Genomic DNA, 18579 nt, shown 5'->3' on the forward strand with positions numbered 1-18579 from the left:
CGTCGCAACGGCCGACCATCGGGAGGTGGACGGGATGCTCGCCATGGCCTACGCCAACACCGATCCCATCGGACCGATCTTCTGGGCCTGGATCATTCCCCTGATCGGCACGGTGGCGCTGTTGGCCTGGCTCTACGTCACGATCAGCGCGTCGTCCCGGAAGGTCCATCCGGAGCGCCGCAACGACCAGACGAACCACCGCGGCATGGAGCAGGGCGGGCTGTACTACTACCGTCCCGGCATGTTCTCGCACAGCTACCCGCCGACCTCCGAGCAGGAGGAGGAGTTCCTGTACGAGAACCCGCAGCCGGGCCGCGAGCCCCGTGTCCAGACCGGACCGGGCCTGGCCAACAAGACGCTCAAGGAGCGCGCCAAGATCGTTAAGGATCGGCAGGCCCTGAAGAACGAGGTCGACTCCCTGAAGCGCCCGAAGCGCAACACCTGACCACGCCCCCAGCCCCATCCAGGCCCCGGCCCACCCGCCGGGGCCTCCCCCTTTCCACCCCCTTTCGCCCCCTTTCCACCCTCGCCCCACCCCAGCACCCCCAGTCGCCCACCCCCGCCAACTCCCAGCCCCCACACCGGCAGCCTCCCGGGCCGACGGACTCCCAGCCCGGCTCTGGCGGCTCCCCACCCCCACACCGACAGGCCCCCGCCCCTGCACCAGCAGGCTCAGGGCCCCCGCTCCGACAGGCTCCCGGTCCCCGCACCAACAGGCTCCGAGCACACCCACCCGCACAAGCTCCCAACCACCACACCGGCAGGCGCCCGACCGCACACCAGCAGCCTCCCCGCTCCACACCCGCCAGGCCCCCGCCCCCGGCACCGGCGGCCTCCCCGCCCCGCACCAGCAGGCTCCCGGTCCCGGCACCAGCAGGCTCCGAGCAGACCCACACAAGCTCCCCACCCCCGCACCGGGAGGCGCCCGGCCCCACACCGGCAGGCTCCCCGCCCCTGCACCCGACAGCCTCCGATCCCACCCACACAAGGTCCCCGCCACCACACCGGCAAGCGCCCGACCGCATACCGGGAGCCTCCCCGCCCCACACCGACAGGCTCGCCGCCCCTGTACCAGCAGGCTCCCGGTCCCCGCACCAACAGGCTCCAGGCACAACCGCACAAGCTCCCAACCACCACGCCGGCAGGCGCCCGACCGCACACCGACAAGCTGCCCGCTCATGCACCGGCTGGTTCTCGGCGCCGCACCGGCAGGCTGCTGGCACACCCACGCAGGGACACGGCTCGCGTTCCTCTCGCGCCGTACGGCCACGCTGGGCAGTGCCACGGGTCGGCGTGGGCCGGGGTCACCTGAGCGGTGGGTCCGGGGTCACGTGGGCGGTGGGTCCCGGGGGCACGTAGGCGCTGGGCACGGGGTCACGTGAGCAGTGGAGCCGGTTACGTGGGTGGTTGAGTGAAGACTTCGGGGGCTGGGCGGATGGCTCCCACCTGCGCTTCGCCGCCGTGGAGGGGGACGGTCGCCAGGTCGTCCAGGGCGCTCGGGGCGTCCTGGTCGATGCCCAGGGCGCGGACCAGGGCGACCGTCACCGGTGTGCGGGCTCGCATGGAGCCGTCGTCGATCTTGACGGCGCCGGCGCGGCCGTCGGTGAAGGCGAACGCGTCCACGCCCTCGGCGCCGCATTTGACGAGCAGGCCCGGGACGGCGTCCATGAGCAGGCGCTCCTCGCGGCGCGTCCCGGACGTCCACTGCGGGTGCGCGCGCATCGCGTCGGCGACGCGGCGCTCGGGGGTGCCGGGGCCGGCGAGGACCAGGGCGCGGAACGCGCGGGCGACGCCGGCCACGGACACGGCGAACAGCGGCGCGCCGCAGCCGTCCACGCCGACGGCGCCGACGGGCTCCTCCGCGAGTTCCTCGACGACGGCGCGGACCGCGAGCTGCAGCGGGTGGCCGTGGTCGAGGTAGCCCTCGGTGGGCCATCCGGCGGCGACGCAGGTCGCGAGCATGGCGGCGTGCTTGCCGGAGCAGTTCATCCGCATCCGGGACGGGCCGCCGCCCGTCCGCGCGACCTCCTGCTGGGTCGCGGGGTCCAGCGGCCACTGCTCGGGGCAGCGCAGGTCGGCGGCGCCGAGGCCGGCCCCGGCGAGGATCTTCTCCACGCCTTCGACGTGGAAGTCCTCGCCGGAGTGGCTGCCGGCGGCGAGGGCGAGCAGCTCGCCGTCGAGGTCGAGCCCGGACCGGAGCATCGCGACGGCCTGCATCGGCTTGTTCGCCGAGCGCGGGAAGATCGGCTCCTCCGGCGCGCCCGCGCGCACCGCCGGTTCGCCGCCGGTGTCGAGGCCGATCGCGGCGCCGCGGTGCCGCGACTCCACGAACCCGGACCGCTCGACCTCCACGAGTACGGGATTGATCTGCACTGCGCCCCCTGTCGTCGGTGAACGCGGGCCGCCCGAGCCCGCGTGTCACCATGGTGGTTACCCACCGCACCGAAGTGAATCCGAACTGTGTTCTGTGGATAACCGTCTGGCGCCGCCCCCGCCGGGAATCGGCGGGACGGACGGTGTCCGCGCAGGTCAGCGGCGTTTGACGGCCAGGAGGGCGCGGGCGTCGGCGACGGGCATCGCGGGCCGTTGCGCCAGCGCGGCGGCGGACGCGGCGCGCTCCACGAGCTGAACGTTGGCGGTCACCGGCTGCCCCTTGGCGAAGGTGACGGTGTCCTCCATGCCGACCCGCAGGTGCCCGCCGGCCGACAGTGCGGCGAACATGACGGGCAGGGACGTCCGGCCGATGCCGGTGGCCGACCATGTCGCCCCTTCGGGGAGCGCCTCAACGGCCGCGACCAGCGAGCGCGCGTCCCCGGGCATCCCACCGGGGACGCCCATGACGAGGTCGCAGTGCACATGGCCGCCGTATGGCGGTCCGTGCTTGTCCAGGAGGCGGTTCAGGGCCGCCACCTGTCCGAGGTCGAACAGCTCGAACTCGGGCACGACCTCCAGCTCCTGCGTGCGCTGATACAGCTCCACCATGAACGGCCACGGGTTCATGAAGACGTCGTCGCCGAAGTTGACCGTGCCGCAGGTGAGCGAGCACATGTCCGGTTCCGCGTCCAGGACGCGCAGGCGGTCCTCATAGGGGTCGGTGACGGCACCCCCTGTGGACAGTTGGACGATCAGTCCCGTGCTCTCCCTCAGCGCCGCGACCGTGTCCCGCAGCCGGGACGGGTCGAGGGTGGGCCGCGCGTCGTCGTCGCGGATGTGCACGTGGATGACGGCCGCACCGGCCGCCTCGCATTCCTTGGCCGTCTGGACCAGTTCATCCAGGGTGACGGGCAGGGCGGGGACGTCCGCCTTGGCGGACTCCGCGCCCGTGGGCGCCACCGTGATGAGCGTCGTTGCTCCCATAGGCGGCAGAATGCATGGTCATGCGTGCCGTAGTCCAGAGGGTGAGTCAGGCGAGCGTGTCCGTGGAGGGGCGCGTCGTGGGGCAGATCGACGGGCCGGGACTGATGGTCCTGGTGGGGGTGACGCACGACGACGACGAGGCGAAGGCGCGGAAACTGGCGTCCAAGCTGTGGGGCCTGCGCATCCTCAAGGACGAGAAGTCGTGCTCGGACCTGAACGCGCCGCTGCTCGTGGTGAGCCAGTTCACACTGTACGGGGACGCGCGGAAGGGCCGCCGCCCGACCTGGACGGCCGCCGCGCCCGGCCCGGTGGCGGAACCCCTGGTGGACGCGGTGGTCCAGGAGCTCCGGACGCTGGGCGCCAAGGTGGAGACGGGCGTCTTCGGCGCCGACATGGCCGTCTCGCTGGTGAACGACGGCCCGATCACCCTCGTCGTCGACATCTGACCCGCAGCGCCGACGCCCCCGGAACGGCGCCCGGGGTCAGCCGAAGCCGTAGATCATCCCGACGACCGTGACGATGGTTCCGGCGCCCGCGAGCAGGATCAGGGCCCGGTCCGCCGGGGCGAGCCGTCCGCGCACGCTGGCGGAGTGCACGACCACGCCGGTGCCGCCCTCCGCCTCCTCCGGGCCGGGCTTCCTGCGGGACGGGTTGCGCATACCGATGAGCTTCCACAGCGCGTCGTTCTTCACGTGCTGGTGGCTGGACGAGCACGCGAACAGCCGTCCGCGCGCGCGCTCGATGCAGGGGGCTCCCTGACGCGTCAGCACCCGGCACAGCGTCGGGACGAGCAGGAACTCGTACAGGCACCAGCCGAGGAGCCCGAGCAGCGCCACCCGCCACGAGTGCAGGTACCAGGCGGCACCGGCGACCACCGCGAACAGGGCCCACCACACCAGCGCGGACTCCCGGCGGGGACGGCGGCGGCGGGTGCCCCTGCGCGCGGCCGGCGGCTTCTCTCTCCCCAGGTTCGCGACCATCGGTAGGAATCCACCTTCCCCGGGCGGTGGCCGGTCAGAAATCGTCTATATCAGACGATATTGCCCCGCAGGTCGCCGCTTTACCCGCGATTTGCGGGCCGCCTCCGGAGATCGATCTGCGCGTTGGCCCCCGTTTCCGGCGACACCACGACCTCCTGCGCGGCGGCCACGCCGCCCGCCAGCAGCTCCGCGTCGACGGGCACGTTCCGCTTGACCAGCGCCAGCGCGATCGGCCCCAGCTCGTGGTGGCGCGCCGCGGACCCGACGAACCCGATCGTCCGCCCGCCGGGGACCTCGACCGGGTCGCCGTGCGCGGGCAGCCGGTCGACGCTGCCGTCCAGGTGCAGGAACACCAGGCGGCGGGGCGGGCGCCCCAGGTTGTGGACGCGCGCGACCGTCTCCTGGCCCCGGTAGCAGCCCTTGTTCAGGTGGACGGCCGTCTCGACGTACCCCACCTCGTGCGGGATCGTCCGGTGGTCGGTGTCGAGGCCGAACCGGGGGCGCCGCTCGGCGATCCGCAGCGCCTCGTACGCCCAGATCCCGGCGGGGCGCAGGCCGTCCGGGAAGCCTTCCGACCTCGGGACGATCCGGGTGAACGTCCCGGCGACGTCGGGCCAGGCGAGACCGCCGCCCTCCGGCCCGGTGATCACCGCGTACTCGTCCGACACGTCCGCGACCTCGACGCGCAGCATGAACCGCATCCGGTCGAGGAACTCCGCGAGCGCGGGCGCCCGGCCCGGCTCGACGTGCGCCCACACGGCCTCGCCGTCGTCGATCAGGAACATGTGGTGCTCGATGTGGCCCTGCGGGCTGAGCAGCAGCGCCTCGGTCGGCTCGAACGGCTTCAGCGCGTCCAGATGCTGGCTCAGCAGGCTGTGCAGCCAGCTCAGGCGGTCCGGCCCGGAGACCCGCACCACGCCGCGGTTGCCGCGATCGACGAACGCCGTGCCGCCTTCGAGGGCGCGTTGCTCCTGCGACGGCTCCCCGTAGTGCGCGGCGACTTCCTGGTCGGGCTCATCGGCGGCGACGGCTCCGGGCGACTGCAGCAGCGGGCTCTCCATGGAGCCAGACTATGTCGCGCGGCAGTCCTTGCACCGCCCGTAGACCGTGAGGTGGTGCACGTCCGTCTCGAACCCGAAATCGTGCTCCAGCAGGTCCGCGAGACCGGCGGCGGCCTTCGGGTCGACGTCCTGCACGGTGTGGCAGCCGCGGCACACCAGGTGGATGTGCTCGGCCTCGGCGGCGAGGTGGTAGTTCGGCGGTCCGTGGCCCAGGTGGGCGTGCTTGACGAGCCCCAGCTCCTCAAGCAGCTCCAGCGTCCGGTAGACGGTGGAGATGTTCACGCCGCGGGCGGTGCGCTGCACCTCGGTACAGATGTCCTCGGGTGTCCCGTGTTCGAGGTTGGTGACGGCCTCGAGCACCAGCTGGCGCTGGGGGGTGACCCGGTACCCCTTGGCCCGCAGCTCCTCCTGCCACGACTCGACCATGCCCCGAGTGTATGCCGGACGGGGTCGCCGAAAACTCGTTTGCCTCCACGCCGGGGGCTCGCATAGCGTGCGGGGTACGCGCGAAAGGAGGTGGTCCAAGAAATGGTTGATTCTGGGACTCGCGAGGTGGCTGTCCGCTAGTCGCCGTTCCGCCTCGGCGCCGCCGCCCTCGGGCGGTGGCAACCGGTCGCGACGGTGACCGGCGAATACCAGGCAGTTACCCGATCCCCGGACCGATGGACCAGTCCTGTCCATCGCCCCGCACCCGCGGGAAGGTCCGGGGATCGTTCCATGTCCGGGCCGTCAGCCGACGCGCTTCAGCTGCGCCGAGAGGTGCGACTGGAGCGGCTGCCCCATGGCGGCCATGTCGTAGGCCCAGCCGAGGTCCTCGCCGATGAGGCCGTACAGGCGCGAGCCCCCGGTGACCTCCTTGGCCGACTCGGTCCGCGCCACCACGTCGGTCTGGAGCTCGACGCGGTTGAAGGCGACGTTGCCCACGTAGATCTCGACGATGCCGGTGGGGTGGGCGAGCGTGACCTCGACCTCGTGGTTCGGCCGCGGACGCCAGTAGCCGGTCTCCACGGCCAGCGGACGGCCCAGCGTGCCGTCCGGCTCGATCAGCCAGCTGCGGCTGGCGTAGACGAGGAACGGCTTGCCGATGTGGGTGAAGGAGATCTCCTGCCCGAAGTTGAAGCCCTCGATGGTGGGATAGCCGCCGACGCCGGCGCCCTCCCACGTGCCCAGGAGGAACTTCAGCGGCTCAAGGTCGGGGTGCAGCTCAAACTCCATGGGCACCGAGCGTAGCGGTCACTTCAGCCGTCCGAGCCGCACCACCAGCAGGACGGCCGCCACCGCCACCAGCGCGAGAGCGAGGACCAGGACACCCGCGTTCACCATGCCGCTCACGCCGCACGATGCTACGCGGGCTCGCGGGACTAGAGTGCGGCTATGGCGAGACCTCTGGTTATCAAGGTGACGGCGGGGGCCGACGCGCCGGAGCGGTGCAACCAGGCGTTCACGGTAGCGGCGGCCGCCGCGGCCAGCGGCGTGGCGATCTCGCTGTGGCTGACGGGCGAGTCCGCGTGGTTCGCCCTGCCCGGCCGCGCCGCGGGCTTCGAGCTGGAGCACGCGACGCCGCTGGACGACCTGCTCGCCGTGATCCTCGCCGCCGGACGCGTCACGCTGTGCACGCAGTGCGCGGCACGCCGGGGCATCGGCCCGGACGACGTGCTACCGGGCGTCCGGATCGCCGGCGCACCGACGTTCGTCGAGGAGATCACCGCACCGGACGTGCAGGCGCTCGTCTACTGAGCACGGCCCGTCCGGCCCGTCGGCGGAAGCCGATCAGGCGTTCACGCCTGCCCTGAAACGGCCTGCCCCGAGCGGCGCGCACGCCCGGCCTGCCCCCGAGCGGCGCGCGCCGGAACACCACGCGATTCAGCCAGCCCGGCCTGCTCAGCTCCATTTGTTCAGTTTTAACTGGACAGCTCAGCCTGATGAAACTACTGTGGAGGGCATGGACGAAACGGGCGGAACGGAACGAGGACGGGAAGGGACCGCGCCGCGGGGACGGCGAGGCCGATGACCTCGGTGCTCACCCGGGTCACGGGCTCGCTGCGCCGGCGCCGCACCGGGCGGGAAGGCCCGCCGGACGGGTTCGACCGGCGGCTCCTGGCGCCGATGATGCTCGGCAGCGTCCTGAACCCGGTGAACTCGTCGATCATCTCCGTCGCGCTGGTGCCGATCGGCGCCGCGTTCGGGGCGCCGCCGTCCCGCACCGCCTGGCTGATCTCCGCGCTGTACCTGGCGACGGCGATCGGGCAGCCGGTGGTCGGGCGGCTGATCGACCTGTTCGGGCCGCGCCGGCTGTTCCTCGCCGGGACGGCGCTGACCGGCCTCGCGGGCGTGGTCGGCGTGCTCGCGCCGAACCTGTGGGTGCTCATCGGGGCGCGGGTGCTGCTCGGGTTCGGGACGTGCGCCGGCTATCCGGCGGCGATGTCGCTGATCCGGAGCGAGGCGCGGCGGACCGGGCACGACAGCCCCGCCGGCGTCCTCACGGCGCTCGCGGTGACCACGCAGACGATCGCGGTCATCGGGCCGTCCCTCGGCGGGCTGCTGATCGGCCTCGGCGGATGGCGCACCACGCTCGCGCTCAACATCCCGCTGGCGCTGGCCGGGATCGCGCTGGGCCTCCTGCGCCTGCCCAGGACGCCGCTCCCCGAACGCGCCGCCGGTGAGCGCCGCCTGGCGGGCCTGGACATGGCGGGCATGGGCCTCTTCGCCGTCATGCTCATCGCGCTGCTGGTGTTCCTGATGGAGCCCGCCATAGCGCACCTGTACCTGCTGGGCGTGGTGGCCGTGGCGGCGGCGGCCTTCACCGTCCGCGAGCTGCGGGTGGAGGCGCCGTTCATCGACCTGCGCGTCCTCGGCGGCAACAAGCCGCTGCTCATCACCTATGTGCGCGCGCTCCTCGCCTACATCGTCATGTACGCGTTCCTCTACGGCTACACGCAATGGCTGGAGGAGGGGCGCGGCCTGTCGGCGTCCCAGACGGGCCTCGTGCAGCTCCCGCTCTTCGGCACCGCGATCATCGTCTCGACCCTCACGGGACGGCGCGCGGAGATCCGCGGGAAGCTCCTCGCGGGCGCGGTCGGGCAGGTCGCCGCGTGCGCGCTGCTGCTGGTGCTGCACTCCGCCAGCCCGATCTGGGTGATCGTGGCCGTCGCGGTCGTCGTCGGCGTCCCGCAGGGGCTGAACAGCCTCGCCCTCCAGAACGCCGTCTACCACCAGGCCGACCCGGAGCGGCTCGCGTCGTCCGCCGGGCTGCTGCGCACCTTCGGCTACCTCGGCGCGATCGTCGCGTCCGCGGCCGACGGCGCGTTCTTCGGGCAGCGCGCCGGCACCCCCGGGATGCACCACCTGGCCTGGTTCATGCTCGCCATCTCCGTCGCGTTCCTGCTGGTGACGGTGGTGGACCGCTCGCTGGGCCGCATCGGCCCCGCCTCCCGAGAGATTGGACAGTCATGACGAACACCGCCCTGCTCGCGATGGACCTGCAGAACGGGATGGTCGGGCGCGTCGAGGACGACGCCTACCTGCCGCGCGTGGTCGGCGCCGTGAACGCCGCGCGCAAGGCCGGCGTGCCCGTACTGCACGTCGTCGTCGGCTTCCGCGAGGGCCACCCCGACAAGAACCCCCGCAACAAGGCGTTCGGGGCGCTGCCGGACGGCGCCTTCACCCCGTCCGACCCGAACGCCGCGATCCACCCCGACCTCGGCGTGCGGCCCGACGAGCCGGTGATCACCAAGAAGCGGGTGAGCGCGTTCGCGGGCAGCGACCTGGACCTCGTCCTGCGCTCGCGCGGGATCGACCACCTGGTGCTGGCGGGGATCGCGACGAGCGGGGTCGTCCTGTCGACGCTGCGGCAGGCCGCCGACCTCGACTTCCAGATCACCGTCCTCGCCGACGGCTGCGCCGACCCCGACCCCGAGGTCCACCGCGTCCTCACCGAGAAGGTCTTCCCCCGCCAGGCCGACGTCGTCTCCGTGGACGCCTGGACGAGGATCCTGACCGAAGCCTGAAAGAAGGCTGGGTGAACGGGGAAGAGCGCGTTAACCCTGCGCTAACCTTCGCCCGCCCGCCTTCTGCCCCCGCCCCGAACCCGCCTATGGTGCGATGACCAGGGAAAACGCCGGGTTCTCAGCACTCTCGGGTTCGGGGAAGGGGCGGGTCCATGGCAGCGAAGGTCATCCTGCATATCGGGCAGCAGAAGTCGGGCACCACCTACCTGCAGGACGTGCTCGGCCACATCGCGGAACCGCTCGCGCGGGAGGCGGGCATCCTCTACCCGGACTCGATCAGAGAGGTCCTCCCGGACGCGATCGAGAACCACGAACGCGCGACGCGCGGGCTTCTCGGCGACGAGTACCCATGGGTCTCGGCCGACGACGCCGCCGGGGAGCGCGACAAGTGGCTGCGGCTGATGGAGAAGGTCCGCGCCTGGCCGGACACCGTGCTGATCTCCGCCGAGGCGCTGTCGGTGATCCGGTCGGCGGCGGTGGCCCGGCTGCTCGCGGAGTTCGACGGCGCGGACGTCGAGATCGTGATCACCACCCGGCGGCTGGACCGGTCGCTGCCGTCGCTGTGGCAGCAGCACGTCCGCAACGGCCGGCACTCCACGATCGAGGAGTACTTCGCGGCGCTGGTCGAGCAGCGCGAGCGCGGCCCGGAGGCGATCGAGGAGGAGCTCGACCTGCACCTGTGGCGGGCCTTCTGGCTCGGCGGCCTGGTCCGGCGGTGGGCCGCCGCGGTCGGCCCGGACCGGGTCCGCGTCGTGATCAACCCCGGTTCCCCGGCGGACCTGCTGTGGCGCCGCTTCGCCGCCGCCGTCGGCGCGCCCGGCTGCTCCGGCCGGCCGTCCGCCGACGTGCGGGCGCGCCGCACCCACGGCGGGCTGACCAGCGAGGAGACCGAGCTGATGGTCGCGCTGAACCGGCGGCTGGAGGACTCGGGCTGGAGCACCTTCGAGTGCCGGGCGCTGCGCGAGGAGATCCTGCTGAACGGCCTGCTCGTGCGCGGCGAGCGCGGCGGCCCGGTCGCCGTCCCCGACTCGGCGCGGGACCTCGTGGCGGCGTGGGCGGAGGAGGACGTGGCCGCGCTGCGGCGGAGCGGGGTGGAGATCGTGGGACGGCCCCGCGAGCTGCGGCCCGCGCCGGAACCGCCGGACGGCCCCGGCCTGGCGTCGTCGGAGCGGGTCGCGGACGCCGCCGCGGCGGCGATCATGGCGGTGGCGCCGCGCGGCCGGTACCGGCCGGAGCCCCGGCGCAAGTCGCTCCCGGCCTGGATCCGGACCCGCGTGCGGCCCGAGCAGGAGATCCCCGGGCCGCCGAGTCCGGACGCACCCGCCACGCCCACCGCAGGTGCCGTGATTCGCGGAGCAGCCATGCCCGACGCAGCCGAGGCGCCCGACGCAGCCGAGGCGCCCGACGCAGCGGAGGTGCCCGGCGCACCGGACTCGACGGACGCCTTCGGCGCACGGGACCCTCGGGAGGGCCGGGACGCGGGATCGCCGCAGTAGGGCCCCGCCCGTCAGGCGGGTCCGGAATCCGCTGCCGGGGGCTCCGCCGCTGAGGGGTCCGCCGCTGAGGGGTCCGCCGCTGAGGGGGCCGCCGCTGAGGGGGCCGCTGCCGGGGGTTCCGCTGGTGCGGGTTCCGTTGGTGCGGGTTCGATCGGGAAGAGGATCGGGCTCAGCAGGTACTGGGCGCGGCCGGGCGCCGGGCCGTTCGCGAGCCGCGGGGCGATCGCGGCGCGCATCCCGGCGATCAGTTCGAGCAGCTCCTCCTCGCTGAGCCAGACGGCGTGCTGCCGGTATCCGACCAGGTCGGCGGCCGGGTCGCTGCCGTCGCGGTCGAGGTAGGCGCCGAACGCGGCGATGAGGGCGGCGGTCGCCGCCGCGAACCCTCGCCGGTGGTCGTCCCGGGACAGCGGCGCGGCCGGGTCGATCACCGCGCGCTCCTGGCGGAGCCGGTAGCGGCGCTCGACCGCACCGCGCACCCGGCGCTCCTCGGCGACCTCCAGGACGCCGCCGTCGACCAGCAGCTCGATGTGCCGGTAGACGGTCGCCTTCGAGACGTCCGGGATCCGCTCGCGGAGCTCGGACGTGCTGAGCGGCCGGCCGCCGCGCAGCGCGTGGACGACGCGCAGCCGGACGGGGTGGGCGAGCAGCTCCAGGGTGTCCATCCCCCTACGATCTCATCCGTGTTACCTTTCTCAAACTTGAGAGGGGTTGGCATGGGAGACGCGGGAGCCATCGCCGCCGGGGTCGCCCGGTCGCTGCGGGACGGGCGGTTCGCCGAGGTCGAGGCGCTGTTCGCGGCCCCGCTGCGGGCCGTCGTGCCCGCCGGTGCGGTGGGCGCCGCGTGGGCGGCGGAGATCGCGCGGCACGGCCCGGTGACCTCCGTCGGCGACCCGGCGGCCGAGCCGCTCGGCACGGACCTGACCCGGGTGAGCGTCCCGGTCGCCTGCGAGCGCGGGGCGCTGACCGTCGTCATGTCCGTGGACGGCGCGGGCCTGCTGAACGGCCTCCGGCTCGCGCCCGGCGGCGGCGAGGCGTGGAACCCGCCGCCCTACGCCGACCCGTCCGCCTTCGAGGAACGCGAGGTCACCGTCGGCACCGGCCCGCTGGCCGTCCCGGGGACGCTCACCCTGCCCCGGGGCGCCGGACCGCATCCGGGCGCCGTCCTGCTCGCCGGCGGCGGGCCGTTCGACCGCGACGCGACCAGCGGCCCCAACAAGCCGCTCAAGGACCTCGCCTGGGGCCTCGCCACCAGCGGCGTCGCAGTCCTGCGCTTCGACAAGGCGACCTGCGCCCATCCCGCCGAGGTGGCCGCCGACCCCGCCTTCACGATGGCGGACGAGTACGTCCCGCACGCCGTCGCGGCCGTCCGCCTGCTCCGCGACGATCCGGCCGTGGACGCCGGGCGCGTCTTCGTGCTCGGCCACAGCATGGGCGGCAAGGCGGCCCCGCGCGTCGCCGCCGCCGAGCCGTCCGTCGCCGGCCTGGTGATCATGGCGGGGGACGCGCAGCCGATGCACGAGGCCGCCGTCCGCGTGACGCGGTACCTCGCGTCCCTGAACCCGGGTCCGGACGCGGACGCCGCCGTCGCGGCGATCACCCGGCAGGCCGCCAGGGTCGCGGACCCGGCGCTGTCCCCGGCGGATCCCGCGGCGGACCTGCCGTTCGGCCTCTCCGCGCCGTACTGGCTGGACATGCGCTCCTACGACCCCGTCGCGACCGCCCTCGCGGTCGGCAAGCCCATGCTGATCCTGCAAGGCGGGCGCGACTACCAGGTCACCGTCGAGGACGACCTGTCCCGCTGGCGGGCGGCCCTGGAGGGGCGTCCCGGCGTGACCGTCCGCGTGCACGCCGCCGACGACCACCTGTTCTTCCCGGGCACCGGACCGTCGACGCCCGCCGGCTACGACCGCCCCCAGCACGTCGACCCGGCCGTGCTGGACGACATCGCCGCCTGGCTGAACGCCTAGCCCCGGCCCGCGGCACGCGCCTCGTCGCGGGCCTCGGCGCCGGGTTCGGCGGGGGCTGCGGCACCCCGTGCCTCGCCGCCCGCAGCGTCCGGCTCGCCACCGGCTTCGTCGCCAGCTTCGTCGCCGAGGCTGAGCAGCAGCGTGCGCAGGGTCGCGGCGAGACCGTCCCGCTGGTCCCGGTCGAGCGCGGCGAGGATGCGCCGCTCGTTCTCGAGGTGCGCGACCACGGCGCGGTCGATGAGGTCGCGGCCGGCGGGCGTGAGGGCGACGATGACGCTGCGCCTGTTGGTGGGGTCGACGTCGCGGGTGACGTGGCCCTTGGCGACGAGCCGGTCGAGCCGGTTGGTCACGGCCCCCGACGTCACCATCGACGAGCGGGCCAGGTCGCCCGCCGTCATGCCGCCGTCCGCGCCCGCCCGCCGGAGGGTGGCGAGGACGTCGAACTCGCCGCGCTCCAGCCCGAACTCGCTGAACAGCGCCTTGAGCTCGCGTTCGGCGATGCGCGCCACCCGGGACAGGCGGCCGAGCACGCCCATCGGGGACGCGTCGAGGTCAGGGCGCGCGCGGGCCCACTGCTCCAGGACGAGGTCGACGGCGTCACGCCCCACGGCAACTCCTCAACGTTGAACTGTTTGACACAAAGGTATCACCGGGTTACCTTCCTCAACGTTCAACATTTCAACGTTGAAAGGTCACTGCGATGGTCGCACGCACCGCGCGCCCGCACTCGCTCCTGCGGGCCTGGCTGGGCGTGGCCGTGATCACGGCCAGCCTCTTCACCTTCCTCACCACCGAGCTGATGCCCGTCGGCCTGCTCACCCCGCTCAGCTCCAGCCTGGACGTCCCCGTCGGCGTCGCCGCGCTGATGGTCACCCTCTACGGCGTCTCCGCCGGCCTCGCCGTCACGTTCATCGTCGCCTGGACCCGGCGCGTCGACCGGCGCGTCCTGCTGTCCGCGCTGCTGGCCGTCCTCACCGTCGGGAACCTCGTCACCGGCGTCTCGCCGAACTTCCCGCTCGTCCTCGCGACCCGGCTCGTCATGGGCTTCGCCAGCGGCGTGTTCTGGGCCATCGGCGTCAGCATGGCGATGCGCCTCGTCCCGGAACGGCACGCCAGCCGCGCGTCCGCGATCGTCATGTCCGGCATCTCGATCGCCACGGTCGTCGGCATCCCCCTCGGCACCCTCCTGGAGGACCTCACCGACTGGCGGACCACCTTCCTCATCTGGTCCGGCCTCAGCCTGCTGGTGTTCCTCCTGGTCGCCGCGATCGTGCCTGCGCTGCCGTCCGACAACGCCGTCTCGGTCCGCGAGGTGTTCGGGCTGCCGCTCCGGAACGTCCCCCTGCGATCCGTGCTGATCACCGTCGTGCTGTTCGTGCTCGGCCACTTCGGGGCGTACACGTTCGTCCGCCCCTTCCTGGAGGACCACACCTCCGCGACGCCCCTGTTCATCACCGTCGTGCTGATCATCTTCGGGATCGGCGGCGCCGCCGGGAACTTCATCGCCGGCTACACCGTGAACAAGAGCCTGCGCGGCAGCTTCGTCATCGGCTGCACGGGCCTCGTCGCGTCCCTGCTGCTCCTGCTCGCCCTCGGCGACGCGAAGGCCGGCGCGATCGCCGCGCTGGTGCTGTGGGGGCTGTCGTTCGGCGTCGTCCAGCTCTCCCAGGTCAACATGACCCTCGCCGCCGCCCCCGAGACGTTCGAGGCGGCGATGTCGCTCAACACCATGGCCTACAACACCTCCATCGCGCTCGGCGCGCTCTTCGGCGGCCAGCTCGCCGACAACCTCGGCGTCACCAGCGTCGTCTGGTTCGGCGTCGCGCTGACCGCCGGCTCCCTGCTCCTCGCGCTCGGCACCGGCCGGCGGGCCTCACGCGCCGTCGCCCATGACGCGCCCGCCGCGCCGTCGCCGCTGCTGAAGGACTGAACGCCGGGCCCCTTCGCTCGCCGCCGCCGTCACCGCGACGGCGGCGGCGAGCAGCGCCGCCCACCCCGAGAACAGCAGCAGCTGGACGACCGCCACGCACGCGACCGCCGCCGCGACGCGCACCGGACCGCTCAGGATCCGCACCGCCGCCGCCATGCACCCGAGGTAGACGACGAGGAACAGCGCCGTCGGGACGGCGACGAACTGCGCGGTGCCGACCAGCCCGCTTCCCGCCAGGCCCAGCAGCAGCCCGCCGGTCGCGGCGATCGCCGCGACGAGCCCCGCCGTCCGCCCCCGCCCCGTCCCGTCAGCCGCCCCGCCGGTCGTCTGGCCGGACCGGCCTCGCCTCGTCCCGGCCAGGGCGGACGCCATCGCCGTCGCACCCGTCAGGTAGGCGTTGGTCGCCGCCAGCGTCAGGACGACCGCGCCGGCCGCCGCGATCGCCCGCCCGCTCCCGCCGACGGCGACCTCCAGCAGGCCCGCCAGCGGCACCGAACTCCCCGCCCGCGGACCGAGCACCCCGACCGTGGCGGCCGCCAGCGCCAGGTACAGGACGGCGGTCACGGCGAACGCGGCGCCCACGACCCGCGGAAGCTGCCGCCGCGGATCCCGCAGCCGCGCCGTCAGCGGAGCCGCCGCCTCCCACCCGACGAACGCCAGCATCAACGGCGACGCCGCCCGCGCGATCGACCCCCACCCGTGCGGGGCGAACGGATGCCAGTACGCGGCGCGCGCCGACGGCGCGGCCCCGCCCACGGCGAGCACCACCAGCGCCACCAGCAGCCCGACCAGCGCCAGTTGCACCCGCACACCCGTCCTCGCACCGGCGAGACGCATCGCCAGCACCAGCGCCAGCAGGGCCCCGGCCGCCAGGAACGCCGTCCGGTCCCCCGCCCGCAGCAGCTCCGCCACGTACGCGCCGCCGATGAGGCACACCACGGGCGCCCCCGTGACGACCCCGCCGAGGAAGCACCAGGCCGCCGCGCGCCCGGCGCGCGACCCGAGCCCGGCGGCCGCGTATCCCGCGACACCGCTCGTCGACCCCACCGTGGTCCCGAGGCGGCTGAACACCACCGCGATGAGGCCGGACAGCACCAGCAGGCCCGCCCACGCCAGCAGGGAGGCGGGCCCGGCGGCACGCGCGGCGAGCCCCGGCAGGAGCAGCAGGCTGGGGCCGAGCAGGGCCCCCACGTACAGGGCCGTGGCGCCCATCGTGGACAGATCGTTCCGGTTCGAAGTCATGCCAGGAGCATCGTCCGAAACGCGCGGCACGCGATGGCATGTTGTGGCTCATATGACGTCTCAGACGCAATGCCGTGCCGCTGCGAGGTCAATATGCTGCACGGCATGCCGCAACAGGGTTACGACCGCATCGATCGCGCCATCCTCGACCGACTCCAGCAGCACGGCCGCACCGCCAACGTCGATCTCGCCGAGGCCGTCCGCCTCTCCCCCTCCTCCTGCCTGCGCCGCACCAAGGCACTGGAGGACGACGGCGTCATCGCCGGATACCGCGCGGAACTCGACCGGGACCGCCTCGGCCTCGGCCTCACCGTCTTCATCGCGCTGAAGGTCGACCAGCACTCGCGCGAGACGTCCCGGACGATCGAGGCGGCCCTCACCGCCATCCCGGCCGTCGTCGCCTGCTACGTCGTCTCCGGAGAGGCCGACTTCCTCGTGGAGGTCGCCGTCTCCGACCTCGCCGCCTACGAGCGGGTGCTCCTCGACGAGATCCTCGCGATCGGCCCCGTCCGCGACGCGCGGAGCACCTTCGCCATCCGCAGCGTCCTCAGCCGCGGCCCGCTCCCGCTGTCCGGCTGGCCGCCCAAGCGGTGACCCGCCCCGGTCACTCCGTCAGCGACTCCGCCAGCCCGTCCGCGAGGGCGGTGATCTGCTCCAGCGCCAGGCCGCCGCGAGCCACCCGGAATCCCTGGCGGCGCGCCCAGAACGCGCCCTGGACGGCGTGCAGCTGCGCCCACCGCTGCACGCGCCCCCGGTCGAGCTCCGCGGCCTCCGCGAACACGTCCATCGCGCGGTGCAGGGCCTTGCCGAGGTCATCGGCCTCGATGAGCCGCAGCAAGAGCGCCTTCAGCAGCGCACCGGCGTCGTAGGCGCGGTCCCCCGCGTACCCCTTCGGGTCGACCGCCAGCCACGGCTCGCGGTCGGCCCGCAGGATGTTCCTCGCATGCAGGTCGCCATGGACGAGCGTGTCCGGCTGGACGCGCCCCAGCTCCTGCACCGTCGCCAACGCCGCGTCCAGCACACGCGGGGGAAGGCCGTGCACCAGCTCCCGCGCGTCCTTGCGCAGTTGCTCCTCCCACCCGTCGGCCCGGTCCCGCAGCCGGGGCAGGCCAGGCGGTGCCGGGACGCCCAGCCGCCGGCTCAGGCGGCCCGCGACCCGCACCATCTCGTCGACGTCCTCGATCTGCGCCAGGGAATCCGTCCGGGCCCGCTCCAGCAGCATCGCGAACCGCTCGTCGTCGCGCTCATGCAGCAGGACCGCGCCCTGCCCGCCCCACACCGCGAACGCGTCCGGCTCATGGACGTTGCCAGGATGCGGAAAGGACACCTTCACGACGGCCGGCTCCCCGCCCCGCCGCACCGGGACGATGATCCCCACGCCCCCGTGCATGACGCCACCGTCCGGCACGCAGTCCCAGCGGTCCAGGAGCTCCTTCACGATCCCCGGCAACCCAGCGAGCCACTCCGTGCCCGCCTCCCCTTCACGCTCGACGGTGCTCCGCGCGAACACCTCCGGTATCACCACCACGCGGGCACGCTACGCGAACCGGCCCCTTCCCGCCCCGTCCTCCTAGGCTTCGTCGCCATGGGGACCTTCCTCACCACCGACCGGCTCCTGCTGCGCCACTTCACCACCGAAGACGCCGACCACCTCGTCGAACTCGACGGCGACCCCCGCGTCATGCGCTTCCTCACCAACGGGAAACCGACCCCGCGGACCCTGATCGAGAACGACGTCCTGCCCCGGATCCTCCGCCAGTACGGCGAGGGCCCGCTCGGCCAATGGGCCGCCCACGAACGCGCCACCGGCGACTTCACCGGCTGGTTCGCCCTCACCCCCGTCGACGGCCGCAGACCCAACGGCAGCGGACCCAACGAAGCCGAACTCGGTTACCGCCTCCGCGCCGCCCACTGGGGACGCGGCTACGCCACCGAGGCGTCCCGCGCACTGATCCGCAAAGCCTTCACCGAGCTCGGCGTGCAACGGATTATCGCCCAGACGATGGCCGTCAACACCGCCTCCCGCCGCGTCATGGAAAAGGCGGGCCTGACACATGTACGCACCTTCCACCTAGATTGGGACGATCCCATCCCCGGCACCGAACACGGCGAAGTCGAATACGAAATCGTCCGATCGGATTGGCTCCGCAACGCGCGGCGGTAGCTGCTCTGAGGGTGGTATCGAGCCTTCTCCGCAGGCTGGTGGCGGCCGCATCGAAGACGGTTTGCGTGGGCAGCTTATCTGAGGGGCGAGACGATTACCCGCTCTCGCTATGCCTCTTTGACTTGGCGCAAGATGCTCGCTGCCGATGCGTTTTCAGAGTGCATCAGGTGTGTTTGGGGTGACATGAAATGGTGTTCGGGTGGTGGAGTGAGAGGGGCGTTCGGGAGGTGGCGCAAGACGGGTTCTCGAATGGGGAGATGGGGTGTTCGGGTGGTGGGGTGGCGCTTGCGTACGGGGCCGCCCCTCCAAAGTCAAGGGCGCCTTCGGCGTCGCTTCGCGATGGACTTCGTCCACCCTTGACTTTGGAGCCTCTGC

Annotated in this window: 20 protein-coding genes; 10 read left to right on the forward strand and 10 right to left on the reverse strand. The window is 73.1% G+C overall.

The features are described 5' to 3' along the window. Positions 1-25 precede the first annotated feature (25 nt). Positions 26-445: a hypothetical protein gene (locus ABZ914_RS05540; protein ID WP_190863868.1), complete on the forward strand. Its 420-nt coding sequence runs from the start codon at positions 26-28 to the stop codon at positions 443-445. 950 nt (positions 446-1395) lie between these two features. On the opposite strand, the gene ABZ914_RS05545 is transcribed toward ABZ914_RS05540, so the two are convergent. Next, the gene (locus tag ABZ914_RS05545) at positions 1396-2373 is read right to left on the reverse strand and encodes an asparaginase (protein WP_500191868.1); all 978 of its coding nucleotides are present in this window, start codon (positions 2371-2373) and stop codon (positions 1396-1398) included. 156 nt (positions 2374-2529) lie between these two features. Continuing rightward, a complete protein-coding gene (locus ABZ914_RS05550; RefSeq protein WP_433142242.1) occupies positions 2530-3357 on the reverse strand; it encodes a beta-keto acid cleavage family enzyme in 828 nt (275 codons plus the stop codon). Positions 3358-3377: 20 nt separating this feature from the next. Here ABZ914_RS05550 and dtd point away from each other — a divergent pair, with 20 nt between their 5' ends. Beyond that, a complete protein-coding gene (gene dtd, locus ABZ914_RS05555) occupies positions 3378-3803 on the forward strand; it encodes a D-aminoacyl-tRNA deacylase (RefSeq protein WP_190863862.1) in 426 nt (141 codons plus the stop codon). 36 nt (positions 3804-3839) lie between these two features. Here dtd and ABZ914_RS05560 read toward each other — a convergent pair whose 3' ends face one another. The 4 genes from ABZ914_RS05560 to ABZ914_RS05575 form a co-directional block, all read right to left on the reverse strand. Next, complete coding sequence (locus ABZ914_RS05560; RefSeq protein ID WP_500191870.1) at positions 3840-4337, reverse strand: hypothetical protein; 498 nt, start codon at positions 4335-4337, stop codon at positions 3840-3842. Positions 4338-4417: 80 nt separating this feature from the next. Continuing rightward, a complete protein-coding gene (gene ygfZ / locus ABZ914_RS05565; protein ID WP_500191872.1) occupies positions 4418-5398 on the reverse strand; it encodes a CAF17-like 4Fe-4S cluster assembly/insertion protein YgfZ in 981 nt (326 codons plus the stop codon). Positions 5399-5407: 9 nt separating this feature from the next. Further along, the gene (locus ABZ914_RS05570) at positions 5408-5824 is read right to left on the reverse strand and encodes a Fur family transcriptional regulator (protein WP_190863855.1); all 417 of its coding nucleotides are present in this window, start codon (positions 5822-5824) and stop codon (positions 5408-5410) included. A 303-nt stretch (positions 5825-6127) separates the two neighbouring features. Beyond that, positions 6128-6613, reverse strand: a complete 486-nt coding sequence (locus tag ABZ914_RS05575) for a heme-binding beta-barrel domain-containing protein (RefSeq protein WP_190863853.1) — start codon at positions 6611-6613, stop codon at positions 6128-6130. A gap of 159 nt (positions 6614-6772) precedes the next feature. Between ABZ914_RS05575 and ABZ914_RS05580 the strand changes: the two genes are divergently transcribed. The 4 genes from ABZ914_RS05580 to ABZ914_RS05595 all read left to right on the forward strand — a co-directional run bounded on the left by ABZ914_RS05580 (position 6773) and on the right by ABZ914_RS05595 (position 10901). Next, positions 6773-7135, forward strand: a complete 363-nt coding sequence (locus tag ABZ914_RS05580; RefSeq protein WP_190863851.1) for a DsrE family protein — start codon at positions 6773-6775, stop codon at positions 7133-7135. A gap of 270 nt (positions 7136-7405) precedes the next feature. Then, entirely contained in the window at positions 7406-8851 is a 1446-nt protein-coding gene (locus tag ABZ914_RS05585; RefSeq protein WP_500191874.1) for an MFS transporter, read from the forward strand. Beyond that, positions 8848-9405 (forward strand): cysteine hydrolase family protein, encoded by a 558-nt coding sequence (locus ABZ914_RS05590; RefSeq protein WP_500191875.1) that lies wholly within the window; start codon positions 8848-8850, stop codon positions 9403-9405. Before ABZ914_RS05585 ends, ABZ914_RS05590 begins: the two co-directional genes overlap by 4 nt. Before the next feature lie 152 nt (positions 9406-9557). Then, positions 9558-10901, forward strand: coding sequence for a hypothetical protein (locus ABZ914_RS05595; protein WP_500191877.1), 1344 nt, complete (start codon positions 9558-9560; stop codon positions 10899-10901). Positions 10902-10912: 11 nt separating this feature from the next. Here ABZ914_RS05595 and ABZ914_RS05600 read toward each other — a convergent pair whose 3' ends face one another. Beyond that, a complete protein-coding gene (locus ABZ914_RS05600) occupies positions 10913-11563 on the reverse strand; it encodes a helix-turn-helix domain-containing protein (RefSeq protein ID WP_500191878.1) in 651 nt (216 codons plus the stop codon). Positions 11564-11614: 51 nt separating this feature from the next. Here ABZ914_RS05600 and ABZ914_RS05605 point away from each other — a divergent pair, with 51 nt between their 5' ends. Next, the gene (locus tag ABZ914_RS05605; RefSeq protein WP_500191880.1) at positions 11615-12868 is read left to right on the forward strand and encodes an alpha/beta hydrolase family protein; all 1254 of its coding nucleotides are present in this window, start codon (positions 11615-11617) and stop codon (positions 12866-12868) included. Here the strand turns inward: ABZ914_RS05605 and ABZ914_RS05610 are convergent. Beyond that, entirely contained in the window at positions 12865-13476 is a 612-nt protein-coding gene (locus ABZ914_RS05610) for a MarR family winged helix-turn-helix transcriptional regulator (RefSeq protein ID WP_500191881.1), read from the reverse strand. The genes ABZ914_RS05605 and ABZ914_RS05610 overlap by 4 nt on opposite strands. A 92-nt stretch (positions 13477-13568) precedes the next feature. Between ABZ914_RS05610 and ABZ914_RS05615 the strand changes: the two genes are divergently transcribed. Next, entirely contained in the window at positions 13569-14798 is a 1230-nt protein-coding gene (locus tag ABZ914_RS05615) for an MFS transporter (RefSeq protein ID WP_500191882.1), read from the forward strand. Here ABZ914_RS05615 and ABZ914_RS05620 read toward each other — a convergent pair. After that, on the reverse strand, positions 14742-16040 hold the full coding sequence (locus tag ABZ914_RS05620) for an APC family permease (protein ID WP_500191883.1): 1299 nt from the start codon (positions 16038-16040) through the stop codon (positions 14742-14744). The genes ABZ914_RS05615 and ABZ914_RS05620 overlap by 57 nt on opposite strands. Before the next feature lie 105 nt (positions 16041-16145). Between ABZ914_RS05620 and ABZ914_RS05625 the strand changes: the two genes are divergently transcribed. Continuing rightward, on the forward strand, positions 16146-16634 hold the full coding sequence (locus tag ABZ914_RS05625; protein WP_190863837.1) for an Lrp/AsnC family transcriptional regulator: 489 nt from the start codon (positions 16146-16148) through the stop codon (positions 16632-16634). A gap of 10 nt (positions 16635-16644) precedes the next feature. Here the strand turns inward: ABZ914_RS05625 and ABZ914_RS05630 are convergent, their stop codons facing one another. Further along, on the reverse strand, positions 16645-17568 hold the full coding sequence (locus ABZ914_RS05630; RefSeq protein WP_500191884.1) for an aminoglycoside phosphotransferase family protein: 924 nt from the start codon (positions 17566-17568) through the stop codon (positions 16645-16647). A 57-nt stretch (positions 17569-17625) separates the two neighbouring features. Here ABZ914_RS05630 and ABZ914_RS05635 point away from each other — a divergent pair, with 57 nt between their 5' ends. Beyond that, positions 17626-18204 (forward strand): GNAT family N-acetyltransferase, encoded by a 579-nt coding sequence (locus tag ABZ914_RS05635; protein ID WP_500191885.1) that lies wholly within the window; start codon positions 17626-17628, stop codon positions 18202-18204. Positions 18205-18579 lie beyond the last annotated feature (375 nt).

Origin of the sequence: Spirillospora sp. NPDC046719, from assembly GCF_040645715.1 — a bacterium.
GTDB lineage: Bacteria > Actinomycetota > Actinomycetes > Streptosporangiales > Streptosporangiaceae > Spirillospora.